This is a genomic window from Trabulsiella guamensis ATCC 49490 (assembly GCF_000734965.1).
In the GTDB taxonomy this organism is placed as follows: Bacteria; Pseudomonadota; Gammaproteobacteria; order Enterobacterales; family Enterobacteriaceae; genus Trabulsiella; species Trabulsiella guamensis.
In genome coordinates, this window is the sequence record NZ_JMTB01000080.1 from 1 (window position 1) to 11,899 (window position 11,899).

Here is an 11,899-nt window from a genome sequence, read left to right on the forward strand (position 1 = left end):
CAGGACAAGGGCGATAAAGCCGTTGACCTTAAAGCCAATCATCAGCACCAGCAGCAGTGCAACGCCCGCTGCAATTATTATTAAAGGCATAGTCGTCTCTCTTATCAGTGCCAGAAAAGCAGCGCTTGCGCGCTGCACAGGATGGCGATGGCGTCAGACGGCAACCAGCATGCCGCCATCGACAAACAACAAATGCCCATTAACGAAATCAGACGCTTTCGAGGAGAGGAACACCGCGGCGCCAATCAGCTCCTGCGGGTCGCCCCAGCGCGCGGCAGGCGTACGTTTGCACAGCCATGCGGTGAAGGCTTCGTCTTCCACCAGCGCTTTGGTCATTTCAGTCCGGAAATAACCCGGCGCAATGCCGTTGACCTGAATGTTATGGCGCGCCAGCTCAACGCACATACCACGGGTCAGCATTTTCACCGCCCCTTTTGACGCCGCATATGGCGTGATGGTGTCGCGGCCCAGCTCGCTTTGCATCGAGCAAATGTTGATCACTTTGCCCGCTTTGCGTTCTACCATCCGCCGTGTCACCGCTTGTGACACGAGGAATACCGCGGTCTGGTTAACCGCAATCACATCATTCCACTCCTGTTCCGGGAATTCAGTGAACGGATGGCGACGCTGGATCCCGGCGTTATTCACCAGCACATCAATGGAACCAACCTGCGCTTCAATCCGCGCGATGGCCTCGTCGATCTCCTGTTTGTGGGTGACGTTGAATGGCGCCGCGACCGCGCGGATGCCTGCGCTCTGTAGCTTATCCACCGCCGCTGCTGCACGTTCCTGGGTAATATCGTTGACGATAATCTGCGCGCCATATTTACCCAGCCCAGTCGCCAGTAAATAGCCGATGCCCTGCGCTGCACCGGTAATCAGGACATTTTTGCCCTCAAGAGAAAAAAGATCGTTCATGCTCACATTCCTTATTTCATGTCTCAGAAAACCAACTGGACCTTCGCCGCCTGCGTTTTATCGCCCGCGAATTTCAGCGCCTGCTCAAGTTCAGTAAAGGGATATTCACCACTCAGCAGCGGCAACGGATCGATGACGTTATTCGCCAGCCACGACACGGCGGTATTGAATTCGGTGGTAAAGCGGAACGATCCTTTAAGGGAAATCTCTTTAGCGATGAGCATCATCATCGGGAATTCCGGGACTGCGCCGCCCATGCCTACCTGCACCATCACGCCTTTGGCGCGGGTCACTTCGAGACACGTGGTGATGGAAGACGGATGGCCGGAAACCTCAAAGCTGACATCGAAATAACCTTTCTCCGCTTTCCACAGAGCGAGATCGTCATGCTGCGGGTTAATCAGTGTGTCAGCGCCCATTTTTGCCGCCAGCGACAGCGAGCGCGAGCTGACATCGGCGCAGACAATTTCCGCCGCACCGAGCGTTTTTACTGCGCTGATAATCAGGCAGCCAATCGGGCCGACGCCGGAAATAAAGACCCGTTTGCCCTGTAAATCACCGGCTTCGTGCGCCGCATGGATCGCCACCGCCAGCGGTTCAGCGAAAGCCATTACTTTTTCATCGGCATTTGACGAGAACGGAATACACTGGGCGGTATCCACCACTTTGTAACGGGTAAACCCGCCATCGACGTGCGGAAAGTACATCGCGCTGCCAAAGAAACGCATTTCCGTACACTGGTTTTCTTCATGCTGCAGACAATATTTACAGTGGCCACACGGTTTCGATGGATTCACTGCGACAGCCTGCCCTTCTTTTAATTCTGTGGAATCGGTATGAACAATTTTACCAATAACTTCATGGCCAAGAATCATCGGCGCTTTTACGGTGAAATTACCGACTTTACCTTCCTGATAATAATGTAAATCGGAACCACAAATACCGCCTCGCGTTATTTGCACAAGCGTTCCTTTATTATTCCATTCTATTTCCTGGTCGCTAACGGCAACAGTTTTCTTGCCCGCGACAACGCAGGATTGTGTTTTAACCTTCATATGTTCCTCACTGGTCAGGCATTAACCTCAGCGGCATTTAAACGGTTTTATATGCGCCGATTCGTGAGCAAAGTCACATTAAAAAATTGTTACACCACAATGTTACGCATAACGTGATAAGCCTTTAACTTCTTCTTGCTGATCGTAAAAGTGGTTGAAAGTGATATTTTGACGAGCGTCATGTAGCAAAAAACGAAACCGGTTTTATTATTGAAAATAACAATATCTCGATATTTTTGTACAATCGCTGTTGCTGTTTTAAGACGGAACAGAACAATTCCGGTTCACTACTCTGGCAAGAAAAAGGCTATGCTTATTGTTGCAAAGAACAGAAGTGCATTCAGAGGTCATGTCATGGATAAGGAACTTGAGGACGCAGGCTACCGGGTTTATCACGGTGAGAAGATTGACGTCTATTTCAACACCGCCATCTGCCAGCATTCAGGCAACTGCGTGCGCGGCAGTCATCAGTTGTTTAATCTTAAGCGTAAACCGTGGATCATGCCGGATGAAGTCGGGGTGGATACTGTGGTGAGCGTGATTGATACCTGCCCCAGCGGCGCACTGCAATATCGGCATAAATAAGCGAGAAGATGATGGAAATACTGGAAGGTCACAACAAATTCTATGTCAACGATGCGCAAGGCCAACAGGTGGCTGAGATCGTTTTCGTCCCGACGGGCGAGAATCTGAGCATTATTGAACATACCGACGTCGATCCGAGCCTCAAAGGGCAAGGCGTGGGCAAACAACTGGTTGCCCGTGTGGTCGAAAAAATGCGTCAGGAGAACCGTAAAATCATTCCGCTTTGCCCGTTCGCGAAGCATGAATTTGATAAAACCCGCGAATACGACGACATCCGCGCCTAAAAAAACGCACCGGTTCTCACACCGGTGCGCAATTCATCCCTGAAACGATACTTCCCTCTACCGTCCCCACAACAGCAAAATGTTATGCTTTCGCCGCCTTATTGCGCATCATCAGCACGATAAACAGCGAGGCGACCAGGGAGATTGCCAGCAACACTAACAACGTGTGGCTGAATGCCTGGGTATAGATGTTTTCCAGAATCGAGGATTCCTGGCCGGAGACGCGGGCGAAGGCGTTGCCCGACACCACGTCAGCAATAAATTGTTTGCCCGATTCCCCTGCAGGCATCGGTTGCGATCCCAGCGCGTGGAAAATCCCGGTGGCCATTAGCGAACCGTAAATCGCGACGGCAATCGCTTCACTGCCCAGGCGGAAGGTGTTCAGAATGCCCGCCGCGCGACCCACTTCGTGTTGATCAACGACGCTCAATGCGATGCCGTCCACCAGCCCGGCGGAAAGCCCCATCCCGGAACCAACCAGCAACAGACAGAGGATGATTTCGCCAAGCGAGATATCACCTGCGTTAAACGCCCAAAGCAACAGCAGGCCGACGATGAACAGCACCAGACTGGTAATCAGCAGTACGTCGGCAGAGACGCCACGCGTAACCAGCTTCCCGGCCACCAGCGGCAGTACCAGAACCGGCGTGGTGAGCGCCAGCATCACCAGCCCGGAATCAAACGGAGACAGGCTTTTCACAGCGATAAGCCAGGTCGGGAACCAGGTTAGCAGGGTGACGAAACAGAAGCTCGCCACCACCGGAATCATGATCATCGACAGAAAATAGTGGTTGCCCAGCAGGGAGAAATTCACCATCGGGTGAGCGGCTTTTTTCTCCACCAGCACAAACAGCGCCAGGATCACCACGCCAACGGCAAACAGACCGAGGGTCAGGTTATCCGTCCAGCCGCGCTCCGCGCCCTGGGTGATACCGGTCATCAACAGGAACAGCGCCACGATAAACAGCACAATGCCTGCCGCATCAAGCGATGGTTTTTCCGTACGCTTTGCCGCCGCCGGTACGGCGCTGGTCAACAGCAGCACCACAAACAGTGCAATCGCATGGACGATGAAAATATCGCGCCACCCGGCGACACTCAGCAACCAGCCAGAGATGGTTGGCCCGAAGGTGATGCCTAACCCGGCGGTGGTGCCAAACAGCGCAAACGCGCGGGTGCGCTGTGCACCGCTGAAGGTCTGAATCAGAATGGCGCTGCCGCAGGAGAAAATGGCAGCGCCACCAATGCCGGCCAGCGCGCGTGCGGCATCCAGCACGTAAATGTTATCGGCATGCCAGGAGAGCAAAGAAGCAAGGAAATAGAGACTCGCCCCGGCGATAAACGAGCGCTTGCTACCGAACACATCGGCCAGCCCACCCCACGCCAGTGTGAAACTGGCAAAGGTTAAGTTAAACGCATTGACCACCCACTGCAGCGACGCCGTCTGCGAATGGAGATCCGCGCTGATCGCCGGCAGCGCAATAGCCGTCCCGGAAATAGAGGTTGGCACAACGAACACTGCAATAAGAATGCAGAGTAAGATCATGCTATGCGATGATTTTGCTTCGACAACGTGTGTTTCCATTATTTTATTGAGCCTTGTTTACGGGTAATACAAACCGGGAGCTGTGCAGGTCTCCTGAGAATAATGCCTTCATTCCAGATAAAGTTTTCCGGTAATACGTCGTGGGCTAACTGCAGATCCGGCGCAAGCTGGCTTATGGTTTTTATTGCCGTGCAGATTTCCAGTTTCGCCAGTTCCTGTCCCATACAGTGGTGCATGCCATAGCCAAACTGCAGATGGCGCGGCCCGTTGCGGAACGGGTTAATGGTCAGCGGTTGCGGATAGACATCCGGGTCGCGGTTAGCGAGAAACACGTCCGGGAAAATGGTGTCTCCTGCTGGAATACGCTGGCCAGACAGTTCGATGTCCTCGCTACAGATGCGCGGAAACGCCGAGGCGGTGCCGAGGTTAGTGAGGCGAATCAGCTCATCCACGACCTGTGGAATGGTCGCCGGTTGCGCGACAACCTGTTGCCACAGCGAACCCGTACACAGCAGGGCGTAAAAAATTTTGGTCATCACCGTGAGGGTGTTTTGATCGCCACCGAGCAGCGAACCGAGCAGGATCGCGGTGATCTCATCGTCGTTGAGCGGCGGCGTGGCGCTGTCGCGCATCGCCACAAAACGGGCGATCAGCCCCTCGTCATGATGTGAACGCACGCCGGTGACATGCTCGCGAACATAGGTGTAGAGCGCGGTGAATTTCTCAATCAGATCATCCACCTGCTGCGGATTGGCTTTTTGCACCGTCACGCTCAGCACGCGGAAATAGTCTTTCTCCTCCAGTGGAATACCGAGCAGCAGACAGTTGATCCGCACCGCCAGCGGGTCGAGCACATCCTGATAAAGGTCGAAACGTGACGTGGCAAGCGGGCGCTGCATCAAGGTTTCAATGACATCGATAATATGCGGCGCAAGCCAAGCCAGCCCGCTGGCGCTGTAATCTTTCGCCACAAAACGCTTCATGCGGGCATGATGCGGAAAATCCAGGTTCAGCAGCAGATCTTTCGGCGTCAGCGTCGGGAGAATACTGGGGGCATCGGGGAGATTGGACGGGCCGCGCAGGCAACTGTTACTGGTGAGGACTTTTTTGACATCGTGATAGTTAATCACATGCCAGGCTTCATGCCCGCTCAGCAATTTGATTTTCCCTGCCTGCTGATACGTCGCAGGTTGCAGCGTCTGATAACCGGGAGTGCAATCGTAATGCGGAATGTCGGCAACGGACGGGAAACGTTCAGATATCACGCTCACAGGGCAATCTCCTGTTTCTGTAGCAGTTGGGCGATCTCCGCCACCACGCTTGAACTCTCTTTAAAATGCACGCTTCGCCAGCCACTGCGTTCAGCGGCCATGCAGTTTTCCAGCATGTCATCAATGAGCAGGCACTCGTCCGGGCGGACACCCGCCTGTTTTGCGGCGATGTCAAAGATTTCCGCTTCGGGTTTGCGGTAGCCCACTTTGCAGGAGTCGACTATCGCATCCGCGAGGTCACTGATGCCGATCACCCGCTTCCAGTGATCTTCCCACTCCACCACGTTGTTGGTGAGGATCCCGGCCATCAACCCGGCAGCTTTTACTTTGAGAAACAAGTCGATCATCAATTGATTCGGTAGTATCCCGTCGAACCACTGCGCACCGAACATTTCCAGTTGTGCCCGCGAGAGATCGAGCTCCGGCGACGACAGCGCAATTTTCTGCCGGATACGCGCGCCCCATTCGGCCTCGGTAATCAGCGCTTTTTCGATGGGGGTGAGCACCCCCATATTCATATCGTCGGCGACCTCTTTCATCCCCCGCTGCAATATCGCTGGCGGAATACCGGTTTTCAGGTAATACGAGGTAAAGAGATCCGGAATCGATGGTGACAGCACGCCCCCAAAATCAAACCAAATAATTTTCATACTGTTTTACTTAAAGGTAATAGTGAGTTCAGCCATTGAGACTGTCTTCTCGTCCTGAGAAATCGTCATCGGAATGACGGTGCTTTTTTTATCTTCCGTCAGATAAATTTCACCCAGCAATGCATGGCAATACGCCGGCGAATTAAATTCGCAGAAGCGGGTAAAATTCACTTTATAGCGGCTGATGACCAGATCGTAACAGCGGGTTCCCAGCCGACTGCGCATCGCCAGCAGTGCAGTCTGACGGTAGGCTTCCATTAACAGCATGCCCGGCACATGGTCGAGCGGATGGTCAAAAATGGACGGGTGCGTCTGATCGACGATCACCGTCGTGGTAATGCCAGAATCATGGATATCCGCATTGCCGATAACCACATTCAGCGGCAGTTGACGCCCGACTTCCAGCATTTCTGCGGGTACAACCGTGGAATAATCGTGATTGTCCAGCGGACGCTGACTACGCAGACGGTGCCATTTTTTGTCATCCATCCACGAAATATTCATGATTTTCTGCGCACAGCACAGACCATCGACATAAATATCCATACGGAAAATAAGACCGGTCAGCTCTGATTTTCTGAACTTGCGCTCAATAATATCGACTTCAACAATGACGTTTGAGCACTCTGTTTTGTAAGGTATTTCACTTTCAAAAAGGGTGAAATCGGCGTCATCAAAGACAAATTTGGCGCTGTACGGAACGGCGAAAAAATTATGTGTGACATAAATCGAGGTCTGACGGCAAATTTCCAGTAACAGGATCGCGTCATACACTCGTTCACTCGATTTTCGAAAAGGGAGATCGTTAAAGTAAATATGTGATTTGGGTAAATACCCGGCGGTTATGTATTTATTATCGTGGATTTTTCTGATGTCTGTTAAAAAGACTTCGCCCACTGCCGCACGATGCACACAAGATTTCGGTATGGTGTTCTGATAATTATATGAACCGGTCCTGATTATGAATTCTGATTCAACATCTTCGATGAAAGACATGTTAACCCCATTAAATCAATCATTAATCTCAGGATTAGGGTTATCTCACTGAGTCGTAGTAAGATAACCATTAATCGTTCGCCACACATCGTACGTATCACCCCACGCGTACGTTCGATACTCATCGAACACATATAAAATTCAGGATTCCTGGAAATTTGTCAAGAATCTGTTAAGAGAAATCTGTAAATCAGGAGAAAGAATGGAAGAAAAGGTAAGTGAAGAGTCGTTACCCTTTGATATGGTTAAAGTATTTAAAGCGCTGGCTGATCCTGTCCGTTTGACGATTGTGCGGGGTTTGCTGGCTGACAGCCCAGGAGCGGAGCGTCACTGCTCCACATTTGGGCTCACCGTCACGCGCGCCACTCGCTCACATCACTTCAAAGTGCTGCGTGAAGCGGGGCTGATCCGCGTCGTTGACAAGGGTAATATGGCCGTCGCCGTACTGCGGTGGGATGAAATTGAACACGAGCTTCCAGGCCTGGTTCAGCTTATTCGTCATACTGACAAAGAATAATCAATGTGCTATGGAGTAACCTCAGAAAATAACACACTGAGTGTGTGAATATCGTTATTAAATACATATCAGTGGAACAAACTTCTGGCTGTTCTGAATAGTCCAGCCAGAAGCGCCTGATTTATTTCCCTGCACATCGATTTTCTGTTAATGCTTGTTTCAACTTCACGCTAACCCGTGACCCTCTTCGCAGACAGCGATTATCATAGCGCTATGATTTCTTTGACTATGCAACACAGGTGAATTCGCCATGGATCCTTTGCACGCCATTCTGCTTACCGTCGGCCTGTTTGTGCTGACGTTCTTCAACCCTGGCGCCAACCTGTTCGTGGTGGTGCAAACCAGCCTCGCCGCCGGGCGGCGCGCAGGCGTGCTGACCGGGCTTGGTGTGGCGCTGGGTGATGCGCTCTATTCCGGTCTTGGTCTGTTCGGCATGGCGACGCTCATTACCCAGTGCGAGGGACTCTTTTCAGCGATCAAAATTGGCGGTGGCCTTTATCTGCTGTGGTTCGCGTTTAAAAGCATGCGCCGACAGCCATCGCCGATGACACCCGCGCTGGCTCATCCCATCGTTGCGCCATGGTACGTCTTTTTCCGCACCGGAATGATTACCTGTCTCTCCAACCCGCAGACGGTACTGTTTTTTATCAGTATCTTCTCCGTCACCCTCAGCGCCACAACGCCCGCCTGGGCCAAACTGCTGGCGTGGCTGGGGATTGTGCTCAGCTCTGTAACCTGGCGGCTGTTCTTAAGCCAGGCCTTTTCCCTGCCCGCCGTCCGGCGTTCATACGCCAGCATGCAGCGCATCGCCAGCCGGGTGATCGGCGCGGTGATCGGCCTGTTTGCCGTGAAGTTAATCTGGGAAGGGGTGATGCGAAAATAACACCAGTAAAAGGGTCGTTTATTACGCGATTGTTAAATTTAAGTTTGATAGTTTCGCGCCGATATTACTTAGGCAACCCTGCCTAAATGATGGACGATCGCTATGCTGAAAAATACTCGCGTTATAACCGGAATTATTATCGCGTTGGGGGTATTTTGCTTACTCTAGGCGGCAACAGGAGGTCTGTTTTATTCTGCGGTCAGTAATGACCGGCATAATTTCCAGCGTTCCGGGATCCTCAACGCTCAACAGGAAAATCTAAGCGACAGTGTTAACACTCTGATCAAAACCCGCGTCACCGTCACCCGTGTGGCGATCCGTTTTCTGAAAAATCAGCGCGATCCGGCCTCTCTGGAGGCGATCAATAAACTGCTCAATACCGCGGGCGACTCCCTTAACAAGGCTGAAAATTATTATAAATCCTGGCAGGGGCTGCCGCCTGTTGTCGGGCAGAGTGCAACTTTGACGGTGGAGATGGATAAAACCTTCCGTCAGATGCATGACGTGCTGCGCCAGTCGATAGACTACCTGCGCGCCGACAATTACCAGGCCTACGGCGACCTTGATGCCCAGCAGGCGCAGGATGATATGGAAGCCAGCTACAACCGCTGGCGGGCGGAAAACAACATGCTGTTGAAAGGTGCCGCCGAGGATAACCAGCGCAGCTTCGTCAACATGCACTGGACGCTGGGGGTGATCCTGGTTTCGGTCATTACCGTGCTGATTGTGATCTGGCTTGGCCTGCAGCATCTGCTGCTGAAACCGCTTCGCAGCATTATGAATCACATTCGTACCATCGCCCGTGGTGATCTGACGCAGACCATTGCCATCAACAGCCGCAACGAAATGGGGCAACTGGCTGCAAGCCTCAATGAGATGCAGCAGTCGCTGGTGACTACCGTCAGCGCCGTGCGTGGCAGCACCGACTCCATCTACACCGGCGCGGGGGAAATTGCCGCAGGCAGTCATGATCTCTCTTCCCGCACCGAACAACAGGCGTCATCGCTGGAAGAGACCGCAGCCAGTATGGAACAGCTGACCGCGACGGTGAAACAGAACACCGATAACGCCCGGCAAGCAACACTGCTGGCAAAAACCGCCTCGGAAACCGCTGCGCGCGGAGGCCGCGTCGTGGATACCGTCGTCCATACGATGAGCGAAATTGCCGACAGTTCACAGCAAATCGCTCATATTACCAGCGTCATTGATAGTATCGCTTTTCAGACCAATATCCTGGCGCTGAACGCCGCCGTTGAAGCGGCGCGTGCAGGGGAACAGGGACGCGGATTTGCCGTGGTGGCCGGTGAGGTGCGTACGCTGGCCAGCCGCAGCGCACAGGCGGCGAAGGAAATTAAAGGGCTTATCGATAACTCTGTCAGCCGGGTGAATACCGGTTCCAGTCAGGTAACCGAGGCCGGTAACACCATGAAAGAACTGGTGGAAGCAGTGACCCGCGTGACAGATATCATGAGTGAAATCGCCTCAGCGTCTGATGAGCAGAGCCGGGGTATTGAACAGGTGAGCCTGGCCGTGGCGCAGATGGACAGCGTGACGCAGCAGAACGCCGCGCTGGTACAGGAATCCGCAGCGGCTGCGGCGGCACTGGAAGATCAGGCCGAACAGCTGCGCCAGGCAGTAGCGGCGTTTCGTCTCAACGGGTCGTCAACGTTCGACGCGAAGCCAGCCGCGGCGGTGAAAACTCCTGTACTGCTGCGCCCGGCGACCGTAGCGCCAGGCAGCGACAGCAACTGGGAAACGTTCTGATAGCCCTTCCGCCCTCTCCGTGCGGAGAGGGCTTCACGTTTTACGCCCCAACGCTTCCCCACACCATTTTCCCTTTGTGGAACGTGGCGGTTCGTGGCGAAATGCGTGCCACGGCTTCCGCCGAGCAGGAGGCGTCCACCAGCACAAAACTGGCGTCGTCCTGCGCTTTCGGCCAGACACGTTCCCCTTTGTCGTTCAGCGGCAGCACATCACCCGTCGCGAAAGAGAGTGCACGGGACAGCGTGCCTTCATTCGGTCGGATATAGAGCTGTGCGTAGAGGTTCGCTTTTTCCAGCATGTCGCCGAGACCGTATGGAGACCAGTGGTCAATCACGCTGTCGGTGCCGGTCATTACAAACACGCCTTTATCCCGTAACTGTTTCAGTGGCATGTGCAGCGTGCCGATCGGCACCGTCGAGGCGATGGTTACCTGCTGCGCCGCCATACGGGTCGCCAGCGCATCGACCTGTTTCTCGTCGAGCGTTGCCAGCGCAAAAGCGTGGCTGATGGTGAGTTTGCCCTTCAGTTGCGGCGTTTTCTCAACCGTTTCCACCATATAATTCACCGCCGCCACGCCCGCCGGGCTGGTTTCATGCAGATGAATATCGATGCCTTTGTCGTAGTCGAGCGCAATCTGAAACATGGTGTCGAGGGATTTTTCCATCGCGCCGTCAACGTTCGTGGGATCAAGTCCACCCACGTAGTGCGCCCCCGCCTGCATCGCTTCACGCATCAGCGGTTCGCATTTTGACAACAGTAAACCGTGCTGTGGAAACGCTACGATTTCACAGTCGAAACCCGGCTTGCGCTGCGCCAGCACGGTCTGCAGGTTTTCGAGGTTTTTCAATCCTGAAACCGGATCGATATTGCAATGGCTACGCGCCACCGTGGTGCCCTTCGACTGCAGCAGATCGATAAGCTTTCCGGCGCGCTCCTGCGTATAGGGTTGCAGTTCCGGCAGCAATTTTTGCTCAAGGCGGATCATGTCCTGAATGGTGGTTCCCGCCGGGCGATTCAGCGAACGCCACGGGCCGCCATAAAACGTCTTATCGAGATGAATATGCATATCGCGCATGGTCGGCAGCATCAGCTTGCCGCCCGCGTCGTAGTGTGGCAGCGTGGCATCCGGGTGGTTTTTGTTCTCGCGCAACGCGACGATTTTACCGTTGTTGATCTCGACAGTCTGCAGCGCGGTCATCGTATGGACGGGCACGCTGCCGTCAAACTCAAAACCGGTTTCCAGAAGCACGTTGTCCAGATAGTAATGGGTGTCGTTGATGTTCACAGTCCCTTTCGCTATGCAGTTTTCTCCGGTGGTACCGGCAGCATACGCGACCGGCGCGACTGAGCCAAACAGCGCTGCGGCGGTGACCATTTTGCCGCTCTGGCTCAGAAACTCGCGGCGACTATTCTTTTCCTTCATTTCGTGA

12 protein-coding genes and 1 pseudogene are annotated in these 11,899 nt (G+C 53.6%); 5 read left to right on the top strand and 8 right to left on the bottom strand.

Going from position 1 to position 11,899, the window contains the following annotated elements:
* The 3 genes from GTGU_RS26640 to idnD form a co-directional block, all read right to left on the bottom strand.
* The coding region (locus GTGU_RS26640) for a GntT/GntP/DsdX family permease (RefSeq protein WP_245609611.1) at nt 1–105 on the bottom strand (105 nt) is incomplete at its 3' end.
* 48 nt (nt 106–153) lie between these two features.
* On the bottom strand, nt 154–918 hold the full coding sequence (idnO, locus tag GTGU_RS12190) for a gluconate 5-dehydrogenase (protein ID WP_038157360.1): 765 nt from the start codon (nt 916–918) through the stop codon (nt 154–156).
* A gap of 23 nt (nt 919–941) precedes the next feature.
* Nucleotides 942–1,973, bottom strand: a complete 1,032-nt coding sequence (gene idnD / locus GTGU_RS12195; RefSeq protein WP_038157364.1) for an L-idonate 5-dehydrogenase — start codon at nt 1,971–1,973, stop codon at nt 942–944.
* 354 nt (nt 1,974–2,327) lie between these two features.
* Here idnD and yjdI point away from each other — a divergent pair, with 354 nt between their 5' ends.
* Nucleotides 2,328–2,558 carry a 4Fe-4S mono-cluster protein YjdI gene (gene yjdI / locus GTGU_RS12200; protein ID WP_038157366.1) on the top strand — a complete coding sequence of 77 codons (231 nt, stop codon included), beginning with the start codon at nt 2,328–2,330 and terminating at the stop codon, nt 2,556–2,558.
* A gap of 11 nt (nt 2,559–2,569) precedes the next feature.
* On the top strand, nt 2,570–2,842 hold the full coding sequence (locus GTGU_RS12205) for a GNAT family N-acetyltransferase (RefSeq protein WP_038157456.1): 273 nt from the start codon (nt 2,570–2,572) through the stop codon (nt 2,840–2,842).
* Between the two features lie 82 nt (nt 2,843–2,924).
* Here GTGU_RS12205 and GTGU_RS12210 read toward each other — a convergent pair whose 3' ends face one another.
* The 4 genes from GTGU_RS12210 to GTGU_RS12225 are packed head-to-tail and all read right to left on the bottom strand — an operon-like array spanning nt 2,925 to nt 7,305.
* Nucleotides 2,925–4,427 (bottom strand): MFS transporter, encoded by a 1,503-nt coding sequence (locus GTGU_RS12210; RefSeq protein WP_051857332.1) that lies wholly within the window; start codon nt 4,425–4,427, stop codon nt 2,925–2,927.
* Nucleotides 4,427–5,659 carry a cytochrome P450 gene (locus GTGU_RS12215; protein WP_051857333.1) on the bottom strand — a complete coding sequence of 411 codons (1,233 nt, stop codon included), beginning with the start codon at nt 5,657–5,659 and terminating at the stop codon, nt 4,427–4,429. The genes GTGU_RS12210 and GTGU_RS12215 overlap by 1 nt, the downstream gene beginning before the upstream one ends.
* A complete protein-coding gene (locus GTGU_RS12220) occupies nt 5,656–6,309 on the bottom strand; it encodes an HAD family hydrolase (protein WP_038157369.1) in 654 nt (217 codons plus the stop codon). The genes GTGU_RS12215 and GTGU_RS12220 overlap by 4 nt, the downstream gene beginning before the upstream one ends.
* A 6-nt stretch (nt 6,310–6,315) precedes the next feature.
* On the bottom strand, nt 6,316–7,305 hold the full coding sequence (locus GTGU_RS12225; protein WP_038157371.1) for an AfsA-related hotdog domain-containing protein: 990 nt from the start codon (nt 7,303–7,305) through the stop codon (nt 6,316–6,318).
* A 202-nt stretch (nt 7,306–7,507) separates the two neighbouring features.
* Between GTGU_RS12225 and GTGU_RS12230 the strand changes: the two genes are divergently transcribed.
* The 3 genes and pseudogenes from GTGU_RS12230 (at nt 7,508) to tcp (ending at nt 10,469) form a co-directional block, all read left to right on the top strand.
* Nucleotides 7,508–7,822 (top strand): ArsR/SmtB family transcription factor, encoded by a 315-nt coding sequence (locus tag GTGU_RS12230; protein WP_038157374.1) that lies wholly within the window; start codon nt 7,508–7,510, stop codon nt 7,820–7,822.
* Between the two features lie 250 nt (nt 7,823–8,072).
* Nucleotides 8,073–8,705 (top strand): homoserine/threonine efflux transporter, encoded by a 633-nt coding sequence (locus GTGU_RS12235; protein WP_038157376.1) that lies wholly within the window; start codon nt 8,073–8,075, stop codon nt 8,703–8,705.
* 102 nt (nt 8,706–8,807) lie between these two features.
* Nucleotides 8,808–10,469 (top strand): annotated as a pseudogene (gene tcp / locus GTGU_RS12240) (methyl-accepting chemotaxis citrate transducer).
* Nucleotides 10,470–10,509: 40 nt separating this feature from the next.
* Here tcp and GTGU_RS12245 read toward each other — a convergent pair.
* Nucleotides 10,510–11,892, bottom strand: a complete 1,383-nt coding sequence (locus GTGU_RS12245) for an amidohydrolase family protein (protein ID WP_038157379.1) — start codon at nt 11,890–11,892, stop codon at nt 10,510–10,512.
* Nucleotides 11,893–11,899 lie beyond the last annotated feature (7 nt).